This is a genomic window from Pseudomonas sp. MYb185 (assembly GCF_002979975.1).
Taxonomy (GTDB): domain Bacteria; phylum Pseudomonadota; class Gammaproteobacteria; order Pseudomonadales; family Pseudomonadaceae; genus Halopseudomonas.
The window spans coordinates 192,837-208,109 of the sequence record NZ_PCQD01000005.1 but is presented as its reverse complement, the minus strand read 5'-3'; the positions used below and the strand labels follow the sequence as shown (position 1 = coordinate 208,109).

The window sequence follows — 15,273 nt, the reverse complement described above, 5'->3', positions numbered from 1 at the left end:
CCCCAGCCCTCTCCCGCAAGGGGAGAGGGAGCTTGATCCTGCACTGAATCAGTATCCACGTCATACTTGCCACACATGGAAAGCGAACCAGTTCCTCAGAATGTCGAAGCCATAGTGCAAAACGGAATATTCCTACATGCACGACCTAAAAGCCCCTCTCCCTTGACGGGAGAGGGGTTGGGGAGAGGGTGATCGGTTCTACACCTTCCCTTCCAGGAAATCCTGGGCAAAACGCTGCAGTACCCCACCCGCTTCGTAGATCAGCACTTCCTCATCGCTGTCCAGTCGGCAGAGCATCGGTACTTCGACGCGCTCGCCGCTCTGGCGGTTGATCACCAGGGTCAGTTCGGCGCGTGGTGCCGGCGTGCCGAGCACGTCATAGGTTTCGGTACCGTCCAGCTCCAGGGTCTTGCGCGTGGTGCCCGGTTTGAACTCCAGCGGCAGCACACCCATGCCGATCAGGTTGGTGCGGTGGATACGCTCGAAGCCCTCGGCGGCAATCGCCTCGACGCCGGCCAGACGTACGCCCTTGGCTGCCCAGTCGCGGCTGGAGCCCTGGCCGTAGTCGGCACCGGCAACGATGATCAGCGGCTGCTTGCGGTTCATGTAGGTTTCGATCGCTTCCCACATGCGCATCACCTCGCCTTCCGGCTCGACCCGTGCCAGCGAGCCCTGCTTCACACTGCCGTCGTCGTTCAACACCATCTCGTTGAACAGCTTGGGGTTGGCGAAGGTCGCGCGCTGGGCGGTCAGGTGGTCACCACGGTGGGTGGCGTAGGAGTTGAAGTCCTCCTCCGGCAGGCCCATCTTGTGCAGGTACTCACCGGCGGCGCTGTCCATCATGATCGCGTTCGACGGCGACAGGTGGTCGGTGGTGATGTTGTCCGGCAGGATCGCCAGTGGACGCATGCCCTTGAGTGAGCGCTCCCCGGCCAGTGCGCCTTCCCAGTACGGCGGACGGCGGATGTAGGTGGACATCGGTCGCCAGTCGTACAGCGGGCTTTCCGCTTCCTTGATGGTGCCCAGGTCGAACATCGGGATGTACACCTGCTTGAACTGCTCGGGCTTGACGCTGGAGGCAACGATGGCGTCGATTTCCTCATCGCTCGGCCACAGATCCTTCAGGGTGACCGGCTGGCCATTCTGGTCATGCCCCAGCACATCCTGCTCGATATCGAAGCGCACGGTACCGGCGATGGCATAGGCCACCACCAGCGGTGGCGAAGCCAGGAAGGCCTGCTTGGCATAGGGATGGATGCGCCCGTCGAAGTTGCGGTTGCCCGACAGTACCGCGGTGGCATACAGGTCACGGTCGATGATTTCCTGCTGGATCACCGGATCCAGTGCACCGGACATGCCGTTGCAGGTGGTGCAGGCGTAGCCGACGATACCAAAGCCCAGCTGCTCCAGTTCCGGCAGCAGTCCGGATTCTTCCAGATACAGGCGCGCCACCTTGGACCCCGGGGCGAAGGAGGTCTTGACCCAGGGCTTGCGCACCAGGCCCAGCTCGTTGGCCTTTTTCGCGACCAGCCCAGCAGCGACCACGTTGCGCGGGTTGGAGGTATTGGTACAGCTGGTGATGGCAGCGATGATCACCGCGCCATCGGGCATCAGGCCCTCTGCTTCCTCGGTTCTGCCGGTTTCCAGCTTGGCTTCATCGGCGATGCCGCGCTCGACCAGTGCCGAGGTCGGCAGGCGGCGATGCGGGTTGGAAGGACCTGCCATGTTGCGCACCACGGTGGACAGATCGAACTCCAGCACCCGCTCGTACTCGGCCGTGGTCAGCGCACTGCTCCACAGCCCCAGGGTCTTGGCGTACTGCTCGACCAGAGCGACCTGCTCCGGCTCGCGACCGGTCAGCTTCAGGTATTCGATGGTCTGCTGGTCGATATAGAACATCGATGCGGTGGCACCGTATTCCGGGCACATGTTGGAGATGGTCGCACGGTCACCGATGGTCAGGCTGTCGGCACCCTCGCCGAAGAACTCGACATAGGCCCCCACCACCCGCTCCTGACGCAGGAACTCGGTCAGTGCCAGCACGATATCGGTGGCAGTGATGCCCGGCTGACGCTTGCCGGTGAGTTTGACACCGACGATGTCGGGCAGGCGCATCATCGACGGACGACCGAGCATCACCGTCTCGGCTTCCAGGCCACCGACGCCGATGGCGATCACGCCCAGCGCATCCACGTGCGGGGTGTGCGAGTCGGTACCGACACAGGTATCCGGGAAGGCCACGCCGTCGCGGGCCTGGATCACCGGGCTCATCTTCTCCAGGTTGATCTGGTGCATGATGCCGTTGCCGGCCGGGATCACGTCGACGTTCTTGAACGCGGTCTTGGTCCACTCGATGAAGTGGAAGCGATCCTCGTTGCGGCGATCCTCGATGGCGCGGTTCTTGTCGAAGGCCTCCGGATCGAAGCCGGCGTGTTCGACGGCCAGCGAGTGGTCGACGATCAACTGGGTCGGCACCACCGGGTTGACCAGTGCCGGATCCCCGCCCTGCTCGGCGATGGCATCGCGCAGGCCGGCCAGATCGACCAGCGCGGTCTGCCCGAGGATGTCATGGCAGACGACCCGCGCCGGATACCAGGGGAAGTCCAGATCGCGCTTGCGCTCGATCAGTTGCTGCAGCGAGTCGGTCAGTGTCGCCGGATCACAGCGGCGCACCAGTTGTTCGGCCAGTACCCGCGAGGTGTACGGCAGCCCTGCCCAGGCGCCGGGCTTGATGGCGTCCACGGCGGCGGGGGCGTTGTAGTAGTCCAGGTCTGTGCCTGGCAAGCGTTCACGGTATTCAGTGTTCATGGTTGTGCCTGTGTTTGGTTGAAGCTCCGCCCCCCTCTCCCCAACCCCTCTCCCGCAAGGGGAGAGGGGCTTTGCCCGTGCACTACACCAATCAACTGCGCGGATTGCTCCCTCTCCCTTGACGGGAGAGGGCTGGGGAGAGGGTGAACAGCCGTCCAAAAATTACTTACGATCCTTCAACGCAACGAACTGCAGATCTTCCGGGCCGACATAGTTGGCGCTCGGACGGATGATCTTGCCGTCGATGCGCTGTTCGATCACGTGCGCCGACCAGCCGGCAGTACGGGCGATCACGAACAACGGAGTGAACATCGCAGTGGGCACGCCCATCATGTGGTAGCTCACGGCGCTGAACCAGTCGAGGTTGGGGAACATCTTCTTGGCTTCCCACATCACGCTTTCCAGGCGCTCGGCGATGTCGTACATCTTGGTATTACCCTGCTCCTGGGACAGCTCCTCGGCGACCTGCTTGATCACCTGGTTGCGTGGATCGGAGACGGTGTAGACCGGGTGGCCGAAACCGATGACCACTTCCTTCTTCTCGACCCGGGCGCGGATATCGGCCTCGGCCTCGTCCGGATTGTCGTAGCGCTTCTGGATCTCGAAGGCCACCTCGTTGGCGCCGCCATGTTTCGGGCCGCGCAGCGCGCCGATGGCACCGGCGATGCAGGAGAACATGTCCGAACCGGTACCGGCGATCACCCGGCTGGTGAAGGTCGAGGCGTTGAATTCATGCTCGGCGTACAGGTTCAGCGAGGTGTGCATGGCACGCACCCAGGACTCGCGCGGCTTCTCGCCGTGCAGCAGGTGCAGGAAGTGACCGCCGATGGAGTCGTCGTCGGTCTCCACGTCGATGCACTTGCCATTGTGGCTGTAGTGGTACCAGTACAGCAGCATGGAGCCCAGCGAGGCCATCAGCTTGTCGGCGATGTCACGCGCGCCGGGATGGTTGTGGTCGTCCTTCTCCGGGGTCAGACAGCCGAGCACCGACACACCGGTACGCATCACGTCCATCGGGTGGGCCGACGGCGGCAGTTGCTCCAGTGCCCCCATCACTGCGGCGGGCAGACCACGCAGCGCTTTCAGCTTGGTCTTGTAGGCAGCCAGCTCGGCAGCGTTAGGCAGTTTGCCATGCACCAGCAGGTGAGCGATTTCCTCGAACTCGCAGGTAGTGGCCACATCCAGAATGTCGTAACCACGGTAATGCAGGTCGTTACCGCTGCGGCCTACGGTGCACAGGGCGGTATTGCCGGCAGCGGTGCCGCTCAGCGCGACGGATTTCTTCGGCTTGAAGGTCGGGGTGGTCGATTCGTTAGCGCTCATGGCGTGTTCTCCTCATTAAACCCGGTCGGGCATTTTATTGTCTTTGTGACACCGCCCCGGTAGGCGGGGCGGTCAGGGCGATTACTTCTTACCAGCAGCGAACAACGCATCGAGTTTCTGCTCGAAGGCGTGGTAACCGATACGGTCATACAGCTCGGCACGAGTCTGCATGCTGTCGATGACATTCTGCTGATGGCCTTCGGTGCGGATCGCGTTGTAGACATTCTCCGCCGCCTTGTTCGCTGCGCGGAACGCCGACAGCGGGTACAGTTGAATGGCCACACCGACCGATGCCAGTTCCTCACGGGTGAACAGCGGCGTAGCGCCGAACTCGGTAATATTGGCCAGTACCGGCACGTTCAGCTCCTTGACGAAGCGCTCGTAGGTCGGCAGGTCATAGGCCGCTTCAGCGAAGATGGCATCAGCACCGGCTTCAACGTAGCGCTTGCAGCGCTCAAGAGCCGCTTCCACCCCTTCGGCCTGAATCGCATCGGTACGGGCAATCAGGAAGAAGTTCGGATCAGTCCTGGCATCCGCCGCCGCCCGCACCCGGTCGACCATCTCTTCGGTGGAGACAATCTCCTTGCCCGGACGGTGACCGCAGCGCTTGGCACCCACCTGGTCCTCGATATGCGCAGCGGCGGCGCCGGCCTTGATCAGGCTCTTGACCGTACGCTCGATATTGAAGGCGCTGGGGCCGAAACCGGTATCGATATCCACCAGCAGCGGCAGATCACAGACATCGGTGATGCGGCGCACGTCGATCAGCACATCCTCCAGGGTATTGATGCCAAGGTCCGGCAGCCCCAGGGAGCCGGCGGCGACACCGCCACCGGACAGATAGATGGCCTTGAAGCCGGCGCGCTTGGCCAGCAGCGCATGATTGGCATTGATCGCACCGATGACCTGCAATGGCTGCTCTTCGGCAATTGCATCGCGGAAACGTTGACCTGGGGTTTTCGACATCAGACTGTCCCTCCTGAGGAAGTGGAAGCATCGCCCTGCTCTTGCATGCGACGCTCGATGTTGCGGCGGGATGCACTGATATGTCGGCGCATCAACATTTCCGCGAGTTCACCATCACGATCAGCGATGGCTTCAATGATTCGGTGGTGTTCGGCGAACGCCTGCTGCGGGCGTTTCGGCGTGGAAGAGAACTTGTAGCGGTACATGCGTACCAGGTGGTACAGGTCGCCGCAGAGCATATCGCTCAAGGTGCGGTTCTTGCTGCCCTGGATAATCACGAAATGGATATCCAGGTCACCTTCCTGCTGGTAGTAGGACTGGTTGGCCTTGAGCCCGGCATGACGTTCGTGGGTGGCGAGAATGTCGCGCAGGTTGGCGATTTCCTCATCGGTCATGTTCTGCGCCGCCAGCCGGCAGGCCATGCCTTCCAGTGCTTCACGCACGTGGTACAGCTCGATCAGTTCTTCATAGCTGAGCGACACCACCCGCACACCGGCATGCGGCACGCGCACCACCAACCGACGCCCTTCCAGGCGACGAATGGCCTCGCGCAATGGGCCACGACTGATACCGTAGGTAGTGGACAGGAACTGCTCACTGATGCGGGTGCCCGGCGGGATCTCGCCTTTGACAATCGCCGTCTGCAAGCGCTGAAAGGCGCCATCAGACAATGTTGCAGCAGGAATCACATTATTCGAATCAGCCAATTGTCGACAACCTTGTTAGAATAAAATCCGACCAGCCCGTGATTGAGCGAGATAATGCCCTTCCAAGGCATGGATTGTCAACAATCGGTAATTCGAGCTGATATTTTGAAAAAAATCCGGGGGAACTTCTGCCTCTGGGTGCCGGTCTGCTTGGCATGCTACTATGCCGCCTGCCTAACGCTGCCTTTTCCATCACATCCAGGGAATGGAGCAGCTGTCAAAAACTGCAGCTGAGAACACTATGCAATCGATCAATACGCATCTGAAAATCCTCATCGCCCTGATGGTCAGTCTGGGCCTGCTGATTACCGGCTATCAGATATATGTACTCGACATTCCCGTACGCGAGGATGAAACCGACGATATCTGGAGTCTGGATGCCAAAGTCGAATTCCGTGCCAGCAGCGGCGTGCCGGTCAAGGCACAGCTGTTCATTCCGCCGCTGAACCAGAAGTTCGTCAGCCTCAACGAAAGCTTCATCTCCAACAACTACGGCGTCAGCGTCAACCAGCAGAACGGCAACCGCCGGGTCACCTGGTCCGCCCGTCGCGCCAGTGGCTCGCAGACACTCTATTACCGACTGGTACTGACTCAGCGCTATGGCTCCGAAGCTGTCGAAGCGCCCGCGCCCGCCCCGCGCCAACCGATTGCACTGGACGGTCCCGAACAGGTGGCCGCCGATGCGCTGATCAACCCGATCCGCCAGCATTCAGCGGATATCGAAACCTTCATCAGTGAAACCATCCGCCGGGTCAATGACATCACCGATGACAATGTGCGCCTGCTGCTGGGCGGCCAGAGCACCCCGCTGGACAAGGCGCGGGTGATCGACGTACTGCTATCCAATGCGCGCATCCCGCTGGAAATGGTGCACACCGTGCGCCTGGAGGCCACCCCCAACCAGGAGCCGGAACTCTGGCTGCGCAGCCACAACGGTGAGCGCTGGCTGTATTTCCACCCGGAAACCGGGCAACAGGGCATGCCGGAAAACCGCCTGGTCTGGTGGACTGGCAACCTCCCGCTGCTGCAACTGGAAGGTGCCCGCAACGGGAGCGTCAGCATTACCGTCAACAACAGTGAAATGAATGCCCTGCGGCTGGCCAAGATGACCACCGAGAGCAGTCCCTCGGCGCTGCTGGAGTACTCGTTGTATGGCCTGCCGCTGCAGGCACAACAGGTCTACCAGGTGATGATCATGATCCCGATCGGCGTCCTGGTGATCCTGGTGCTGCGCAACCTGATCGGCATCCAGACCCTGGGTACCTTCACCCCGGTACTGATTGCCCTGGCCTTCCGTGAAACCCAGGTCGGCTGGGGTATCATGCTGTTCACCCTGATCACCGCCCTGGGCCTGTCGCTGCGCTCCTATCTGGAACACCTCAAGCTGCAGATGCTGCCACGCCTGTCGATCGTGCTGACCTTCGTGGTGATCATCATCGCGGTGATCAGCCTGTTCAGCCATAAGCTGGGCATCGACCGCGCCCTGTCGGTATCGCTGTTCCCGATGGTGATCCTGACCATGACCATCGAACGCCTGTCGATCAACTGGGAAGAGCGTGGCGGTGGTCATTCCTTCAAGGTGGCCCTGGGCACCCTGATCGCCGCGACCCTGTCGCACCTGCTGATGACCATTCCGGAGCTGACCTACTTCGTCTTCACCTTCCCGGCCATCCTGCTGGTACTGGTGGGCTTCATGCTGGCCATGGGTCGCTACCGCGGCTATCGCCTCACCGAACTGATGCGCTTCAAGGCGCTGACCAAGCAGGGTTGAGGAGAGTCGCATGTTTTTCTGGAAGACCTGGAAAGCGCTCAGAGACAATGGGGTCATGGGCATCAATCGGCGCAACGCGGATTACGTGCTCAAGTACAACAAGCGCAACCTGTATCCGGTGGTCGATGACAAGATCCTGACCAAGGAGCGCGCCCTCGCCGCCGATATCAACGTCCCCGACCTCTACGGCATCATCGATACCGAGAAGGGTATCGGTCAGTTCAGCAAACTGGTGGAGGACCACAAGGGCTTCGTCATCAAGCCGGCCCAGGGGGCTGGCGGTGACGGCATCCTGGTGATCGGCGACCGCTACGAGGGCCGCTTTCGTACGGTGTCGGGCAAGATCATCACGCTGGAGGAGATCGAGCACCACATCTCCAACATCATTTCCGGCCTGTACTCGCTGGGTGGACACCGGGACCGGGCGCTGATCGAATACCGGGTCAAGCCGGACCCGATCTTCAAGAGCATCAGTTATGAGGGCGTGCCGGATATCCGTGTCATCGTGCTCATGGGCTACCCGGTCATGGCCATGCTGCGCCTGCCGACCCGCCAGTCCGGCGGCAAGGCCAACCTGCACCAGGGCGCCATCGGCGTCGGCGTGGACCTGACCACCGGCGTCACCCTCAAGGGCACCTGGCTGAACAACAAGATCAGCAAGCATCCGGATACCGCCAACCCGGTGGACGGCGTGCAGTTGCCCGACTGGGACGGCTTCATGCGTCTGGCCACGGCCTGCTACGAGCTGTCCGGGCTGGGTTACATCGGTGTGGATCTGGTGCTGGACGAGAAGAAAGGTCCGCTGATTCTCGAACTCAACGCCCGCCCCGGTCTGAACATCCAGATCGCCAACGATGCAGGCCTGACCCACCGCTGCCATACGGTGGAGAAACACATCGCCGAACTGAAAAAGACCGGCCGCACCGAGACGGTGGACGAGCGCATGGCGTTCGCCCAGAAGCATTTTGGCAAACCGGTCTTCCTCAGCGCAGACGAGGCGCCGGCGGAGCCCGAACCCACCGCATGACCGCGTCCTACCAGATTACCGAACTGCCCTGGCAAGCCGACCCGCTGCCAGGGCTTTTTGCCATTCGTGACATGGGCCATCCGGTACTGCTCGACTCGGCCGCCAGCGGCGACCCGCTGGGCCGCTACAGCATCCTGGCGGCGGACCCGTCGATACTGCTCACTCCGCAGCCGGACGAACCCGGTCGGCAGACCATCGAGCGCCTGCGCCAGGCCCTCGCCGAGCTGGGCCCAGCCAGTTGGCCGCAGCAGTTGCAGCTGCCGTTCGGTGCCGGCGCCCTGGGTTTTGTCAGCTACGACTTCGGTCGGGCACTGGAGACCATGCCGGTCCAGGCCCGCGCCGACATCCAACTGCCGCTTCTGCAGATGGGCATCTATCGCTGGAGCCTGGTCAGCGACAACCAGTTGCGTCGGCGCTGGCTGGTGTGCCATCCGATTGTCGACAAAAGCTATCGGAGCGAATTGCTTGCGCGCCTGGCCGCTGCCACTGTCGATCCAGGCGAATTCAGCCTCACCCACCCCTTCACTGCAGAGCAGCCGCAAGCGGCCTATCTGGACGCCTTCGAGCGTATCCAGCAGTACATCCGAGCCGGTGATTGCTATCAGGTGAACCTGGCCCAGCGCTTCTCGGCACCCTGCCAGGGCGATCCGCTGACCGCCTATCGGCGTCTACGCCAGGCCTGCCCGACACCGTTTGCCGCCTACCTGGAATTTCCTGGCCAGGCGCTGCTGTGCCTGTCTCCGGAGCGCTTTCTCAAGGTGGTGGATGGCCAGGCGGAAACCCGGCCAATCAAGGGCACACGCCCGCGGGGCGATACGCCGGAACAGGACCGGGCGCTGGCCGAGGAGCTGCAAGGCAGCCCCAAGGACCGCGCGGAGAACCTGATGATCGTCGATCTGCTACGCAACGACTTCGGCCGCGCCTGCGCCTTTGGCAGCGTTCGTGTACCGGAGCTGTTCAGGATCGAGAGCTACCCCAACGTGCATCATCTGGTCAGCAGCGTGCGGGGCACGCTGAAACCGGAGATGGACGCCCTGGACCTGCTGGCCGGTGCCTTCCCCGGCGGCTCGATCACCGGCGCACCGAAGATCCGCGCCATGCAGATCATCGAGGAGCTGGAGCCGGTGCGCCGCAGCCTGTACTGCGGCAGCATCGGCTATATCGGCTGCGAGGGGCAGATGGACCTGAATATCGCCATCCGCAGCCTGGTACACCAGGACGACCGCCTGTACTGCTGGGGTGGCGGCGCCATCGTCGCCGACTCCGAGGCGGGGGCCGAGTACCAGGAAAGCCTGACCAAGGTACGGGTGTTGCTGGACAGCCTGGCCCAGGCCTGATTCGAATAGCACGCGAAGGATGACAAGGTTCGGCCCGTATCCCACCACATCAGTCCGGCTCCACCACCCCTGCCCACTCGGCATACTCGCGCCAGGCCTGCATCAATTCGGCCGCCTTTTCCGGGTAGTCGGCAGCCAGATCCCGGGTTTCCCCACGGTCTTCGGCCAGGTTGAACAGTTGCCACTGGTAAGGCTGGTTCAGGCTGGCCGGGCTGCCGTCCGGGGCGAAAGCCGAACGCCACTTCCAGTCACCCAGGCGCACATAGGGCTGGCCGAACATTTCCCCGGCCATGGGCTTGCTACGCACCCCTTCCCGCCCCTGCCAGGCGGCCAGCAGCGACACGCCGGTAACCGGATGCCGAGGCTGCTCCTTGAAGCTGTCACCTGGATCATCCTGCCCGGCCAACTCCAGGAAGGTCGGCAGCAGGTCATCGACCCGCCCAACATCATGGATCACCTGCCCCGCACCGGCACCACCCAGGCTGGCCGGCAATCTGACGATGGCCGGTGAGCTGATGCCGCCTTCGGCGGAGGTGCCCTTGACCAGGCTGAAAGGCGTGGCACTGACCTCGGCCCAGCGGAAACCATAATTCACATTGGAGCCGCGCCGTCCGATATTGGCCAGCGAATCGTCAGTCATCCCATCCCCCGGGGAATAGCCCTTGGCGTGGTCCTCGCCAGCTGCGCCATTGTCGGAAATGAACAGGATCAGTGTGTTGTCGTACTGCCCGCTGCGCTTGAGGTAATCGATCAGCCGGCCGATATTCATGTCCAGGTGATCGACCATGGCCGCATACACTTCCATCCGGCGCGCCTGACGAGCCTGCTCCTGGACGCCGAGCTGATGCCACAGCGGGCTCGGCACATCAGCCGGGGCCGCCGCGGGGAACGCCACCGGAAACAGGCCAGCATCCCGCTGCCGGGCCAGGCGTTGCTCGCGGATGGCCTCATACCCGGCATCGTAGCGCCCACGGTACTTGTCGATATATTCCTGCGGCGCATGCAGCGGCCAGTGCGGCGCGGTATAGGCGGCCCAGGCGAAGAACGGCCGCCCACTGGCCCGCCCCTGTTCCAGGTAGCCGATCAGCTTGTCGGTGTAGAAATCCGAGGAGAAGAAATCCGCCGGCACCTCTACCGGCTGGCCGTCCTCGCGATAGCTGACGTTCTCCACCCGCACCTGGCTGCCGTCCAGCGGCTGGAAATGACTGGCGCCGCCATCGAGCAGCACGAAGGCACGGTCGAAGCCCAGGCGCAGCGGGTCCTGCTCCGGCGCCTTGCCCAGGTGCCATTTGCCGCTCAGGTAGGTGTTGTAGCCCGCCTCGCCGAGCAGCGCCGGCAGCGAATGGGCGCGCTCATTCAGGTGCCCTTCATAGCCCGGGCGGCCCTGCAGCTGGGGCAGGAACGGCAGCACCTCCGCCATGGTCCCCAGCCCCACCAGATGGTTGTCGGTACCCGACATCACCATGGCCCGGGTCGGCGAACAGGTCGGCGCGGTGTAGAAGTTGGACATGCGCAGCCCCTCGGCAGCCAGGGTGTCCAGGTTCGGCGTAGCTATCTCCCCGCCATAGCTGCCCAGGTCCGAGAACCCCAGGTCATCGGCCATGATCAACAGGATATTGGGCCGCTCGGCAGCCACCCCAGCACCCATCCACAGCAGCGCCAGTACCGCCATCGTCCTGCCCACCCGGTCACTCCTGCGCATGCTCGCCTCCTTGCCCGATCGTCACGCGCAGCAGACGATCGCCGGTAAAGGTGCCAACGTACAACTCCTCACCGACCTGGGTTGCCACCGAAGCACCGGCCATGACACCGGGCTCGATACTGAACAGCATGTCGTGCTGCAGGTCGAGCGTATCCAGCGCCGACACCCGCACCGCCATCGGACAGTGCTCGATCTGCTGCTCGAAGCAGTGAATGAACGCATCCCCGTCAGGCACACCCGCACCAAGCAGCCGGCCATCGCTTGCCCAGTTGAGATTGTCGACCATATAGCCGGTGTCCACCCTGGCCGTAATGGCGCCCGTTTCCAGGTCGTATCGCCACAGCTGTTTCGCCGTCCATGCGGCGAACCAGGCGCTATTGCCATCCGCCGATACCTGCACGCCATTGGGGAAAGGCGCACTGGAGCCCTCCAGTTTGCGCAGCGGCTGCGCCGCGGACCATTGCATCAGATAACCGGTGTCGCGCCCATCGAGCAGTTGCTCCAGTGGCAGCGGCGGCTCCATGCTGTCGGAGACGAACATGACGGTGGCGACAAAACCGCCGTCCGGCGTGGCCGCCACATCATTGAACTTGCCCTGGCCGCGGTTCTCCACACAGCCACGCCAGATGGCCTGCCAACCCTGCTCATCCGGCTGCAACTCGATGAACTCGATAGCCTCGCGCCCGGCATGATTGACCACCAGCAATTGCTGGCGACCATCTGCGCGCTCGGACAGGTGGATGCCATGGGCACCAATGCCATGCTCGGGTACAGCGCAGCCGGCTTCCCCCCAGCCTGGCTGCGCCGCGTAACTCACCTTCATATCCTCCACCCGGTCGGTAGCCAGCTCCATGACCCGCAGCCGCGGACGGTGCTGTCCGGCCAGGCCGGGAGTCACGCTCATGAACAGGTGCTTGCCATCAGCTGACAGCTCCAGGTCCTCCGGCGGTGCGATGCCGCACACCGGTCGATAGTCGGCGCCGGCTTCGCAGGGCGGAGCCTGGTCGGCCTGGGTCTGCGCCGCGCAGGCCATCAGCATCAGGGCCAGAGGCGCATGGCAGCGCATCCAGTGCAGAGATGTGGTCATGCTTGGATTCCTTTTGCTCTTGTCGTTATCAGGAAATCAAGCCTAACAATCCAGCCCCGTCCCGTCAGTCAACTCAACCGAACAACCCATTCAATTTATCGCCAATGACGTCACTCCAGCGCTTGCTAGGATGGGGCCAAGTATCTACATCACAGGCCCTCGCACGCAGGGCCACTGGAGCACCATGAACAACACACAAGCCTCCCTCGATCCCCGCCAGTTTCGTCGCGCACTGGGCAACTTCGCCTGTGGTGTCACCATAGTCACCGCCTGTGATGCAGCGGGAAACAAGGCCGGAGTAACCGCCAACAGCTTCAACTCGGTATCGCTGGACCCGCCGCTGATTCTCTGGAGCCTGGACAAGCGCTCCAGCACCTGGGACATCTTCCAGCAGGCCAGCCATTTCGCAGTGAATATCCTGGCCTCCAGCCAGATCGAGCTGTCCAATCACTTCGCCCGCCCGCAGGAGGACAAGTTCGCCGGCATCGAACACCATGCCGGCCTCGGCGGCGCGCCCCTGCTCCCGGGCTGTGCCGGCAACTTCCAGTGTTCCACCTTCCAGCAGATCGATGCCGGCGACCATTGGCTGATCATCGGCCAGGTGGAACAGTTCGAGGATTTCAGCCAGCCGCCGCTGGTCTATCACCAGGGCAGCTATGCCATGGTCCTGCCGCACCCGCGTGGTCGCAAACCCGAGGTGACCGAGCAGAACGAGTCCGCCGACCTGCTGCACACCAAGCTCGGCGACAACCTGTTCTACCTGATGATCCAGGCGGTCAGCACCAGTCATCCACGCTTCGTCCAGCAGCACCTGAAACTCGGCATGCGCAACAGCGAATCGCGCCTGCTGCTGGTGCTCGACAGCGCTCCCAATGCCAGTATCGGCGACCTGCAGCAGGCGGCTGCGATACCGGCCCGGGAACTGAACGATGCCATGCAGACCCTGCAAACCAAGGGCTACCTGGATATCAAGGGTAACCAGCGCTGGGTCACCAGTGCCGGTCACGCCAAGCTGGAAGAGCTGTGGAACATGCTGCACCAGGCCCAGGATGACATCTTCGCCGAACTCAGCGAAGGTGAACTGGAAGTGTTCAGGAGAGCGCTGAAGCTGGTGGTCAGCAAACGCTGACTGGAGTGTAGCGTTTCATCTCCACACAGTGCTGTCTGAGACACCGCGGGCCGGGATGGAAGCCGGCCTTCCGTCCAGCAGCGCGAATGATGAACGCCACCTTCCATGGGTCAGGTGGTTCGGAGTGTCGAGTTCCATCTCGACACAGCGCCACCGGGAACACCCCTGGCTGGGCTTAGTCACAGCGACTCACCCAGCAACGCTTCCCGTTGCCGCACGCTCAGCAGGTGATAGACCAGCAGACCAGCCACGCTGAAACTGAAGATCACCAGCGCCAGCGGGCGCACGCTGCCGTCCTGCAATGCCGCCACCAGCAGGCTGGCACACATGCCCATGCCGAAGGTCAGGCTCACGTGCAGCGCCGAGGCCAGCCCGGCGCGCTCGCCCTGCTCGGCCAACGCCAGGGCGGAGGCATTGGGACCGACCAGCCCGACGCTGGACACCAGCAGGAAGAACGCCGGCAGGATCAGCCACAACCCGACATGCCCCGCGAGCAGGTCCAGCATCAGCAGCGCCCCGGCCAGCAATGGCAACCACAGCATCCGCGCCAGTAGCCGGCGCGGGCTGTGCCGGCGCAGCAGCCAGCGGTTCAACTGGCTGGCGGCGACCAGGCCGATGGCGTTGATGCCGAAGAACCAGCCGAACTGCGCAGCCGGAATGCCGTGCAGCTCGATCAGCACGAACGGCGAACCGACGATATAGGCGAACATCGCCCCGGTGGTGCAGGCCTGGCACAGGGAGAAGCCGATGAAACGGCGGTCCTTGAGCAGCCCCAGGTAACCGGTAAAAACCGGGCGCAACGCCAGGCGTAGCGCTGGCTGGGCCAGGCTTTCCGGCAACAGCAGGCCGATGCCCAGCAGGCATAGCAGACCGAAACCGGCCAGCAGCAGAAAAATCGTCTGCCAGCCCCGGAGCTCCAGCACGAAACCACCAGCCAGAGGCGCGAGTATCGGTGCGACACCCATCACCAGGGTGATCATGCTCATCACTTTAGCCGCCTGCAGCGGCTGACACAGGTCGCGGACAATGGCCACGGTCAGTACCGCACCGGCACAACCACCCAGCCCTTGCAGAAAGCGCAGCCATACCAGCCCATCCAGTGACTCACTGGTCACAATCAATAGCGAAGCCAGGCTGTATAGCCCGAGCCCGAATAACAACGGCGGGCGACGACCAAAGCGATCACTGAGCGGCCCATAGCACAACATGCCCAGCAGCATGCCGACAAAATAGGCGGAAAAGGTCAGCTCCACCTGCCCCGGCAGCAACCCGAGGTCAAGGGCGATAGCCGGCAGTGCCGGCAGGTACATATCGGTGGACATGGGTGCGATGGCAGTCAAGGCTCCCAGCAACAGCAGGCCACTGATAGTAAATTTATGGGACATCTTCATTCTCCAGGCGCTACGGCGCCAAGGC

At 62.8% G+C, this 15,273-nt stretch carries 11 protein-coding genes; 4 read left to right on the top strand and 7 right to left on the bottom strand.

Annotated elements, in window-relative coordinates; translation table 11 throughout:
- Positions 1-198 precede the first annotated feature (198 nt).
- The 4 genes from acnD to CQ007_RS09745 all read right to left on the bottom strand — a co-directional run bounded on the left by acnD (position 199) and on the right by CQ007_RS09745 (position 5,804).
- On the bottom strand, positions 199-2,808 hold the full coding sequence (gene acnD / locus CQ007_RS09760; RefSeq protein ID WP_105645625.1) for a Fe/S-dependent 2-methylisocitrate dehydratase AcnD: 2,610 nt from the start codon (positions 2,806-2,808) through the stop codon (positions 199-201).
- 162 nt (positions 2,809-2,970) lie between these two features.
- Complete coding sequence (gene prpC, locus CQ007_RS09755; protein ID WP_105645623.1) at positions 2,971-4,131, bottom strand: 2-methylcitrate synthase; 1,161 nt, start codon at positions 4,129-4,131, stop codon at positions 2,971-2,973.
- 81 nt (positions 4,132-4,212) lie between these two features.
- Positions 4,213-5,097 carry a methylisocitrate lyase gene (gene prpB / locus CQ007_RS09750; RefSeq protein WP_105645621.1) on the bottom strand — a complete coding sequence of 295 codons (885 nt, stop codon included), beginning with the start codon at positions 5,095-5,097 and terminating at the stop codon, positions 4,213-4,215.
- Positions 5,097-5,804, bottom strand: a complete 708-nt coding sequence (locus CQ007_RS09745; protein ID WP_105645619.1) for a GntR family transcriptional regulator — start codon at positions 5,802-5,804, stop codon at positions 5,097-5,099. The genes prpB and CQ007_RS09745 overlap by 1 nt, the downstream gene beginning before the upstream one ends.
- 241 nt (positions 5,805-6,045) lie before the next feature.
- Here CQ007_RS09745 and CQ007_RS09740 point away from each other — a divergent pair, with 241 nt between their 5' ends.
- The 3 genes from CQ007_RS09740 to pabB are packed head-to-tail and all read left to right on the top strand — an operon-like array spanning position 6,046 to position 9,939.
- A complete protein-coding gene (locus tag CQ007_RS09740; RefSeq protein ID WP_105645616.1) occupies positions 6,046-7,575 on the top strand; it encodes an inactive transglutaminase family protein in 1,530 nt (509 codons plus the stop codon).
- 10 nt (positions 7,576-7,585) lie between these two features.
- A complete protein-coding gene (locus tag CQ007_RS09735; RefSeq protein WP_105645614.1) occupies positions 7,586-8,602 on the top strand; it encodes an alpha-L-glutamate ligase-like protein in 1,017 nt (338 codons plus the stop codon).
- The gene (gene pabB, locus CQ007_RS09730; protein ID WP_105645612.1) at positions 8,599-9,939 is read left to right on the top strand and encodes an aminodeoxychorismate synthase component I; all 1,341 of its coding nucleotides are present in this window, start codon (positions 8,599-8,601) and stop codon (positions 9,937-9,939) included. Before CQ007_RS09735 ends, pabB begins: the two co-directional genes overlap by 4 nt.
- A 49-nt stretch (positions 9,940-9,988) precedes the next feature.
- Here pabB and CQ007_RS09725 read toward each other — a convergent pair whose 3' ends face one another.
- Together CQ007_RS09725 and CQ007_RS09720 are read right to left on the bottom strand one after the other, a co-directional pair.
- Positions 9,989-11,641: an arylsulfatase gene (locus CQ007_RS09725; protein WP_256582259.1), complete on the bottom strand. Its 1,653-nt coding sequence runs from the start codon at positions 11,639-11,641 to the stop codon at positions 9,989-9,991.
- Positions 11,628-12,728: an SMP-30/gluconolactonase/LRE family protein gene (locus tag CQ007_RS09720; protein ID WP_105645608.1), complete on the bottom strand. Its 1,101-nt coding sequence runs from the start codon at positions 12,726-12,728 to the stop codon at positions 11,628-11,630. The genes CQ007_RS09725 and CQ007_RS09720 overlap by 14 nt, the downstream gene beginning before the upstream one ends.
- A gap of 184 nt (positions 12,729-12,912) precedes the next feature.
- Between CQ007_RS09720 and CQ007_RS09715 the strand changes: the two genes are divergently transcribed.
- Entirely contained in the window at positions 12,913-13,857 is a 945-nt protein-coding gene (locus CQ007_RS09715) for a p-hydroxyphenylacetate 3-hydroxylase reductase component (protein WP_105645606.1), read from the top strand.
- Positions 13,858-14,036: 179 nt separating this feature from the next.
- On the opposite strand, the gene CQ007_RS09710 is transcribed toward CQ007_RS09715, so the two are convergent.
- A complete protein-coding gene (locus tag CQ007_RS09710; protein WP_105645604.1) occupies positions 14,037-15,242 on the bottom strand; it encodes a multidrug effflux MFS transporter in 1,206 nt (401 codons plus the stop codon).
- Between the last annotated feature and the right edge of the window lie 31 nt (positions 15,243-15,273).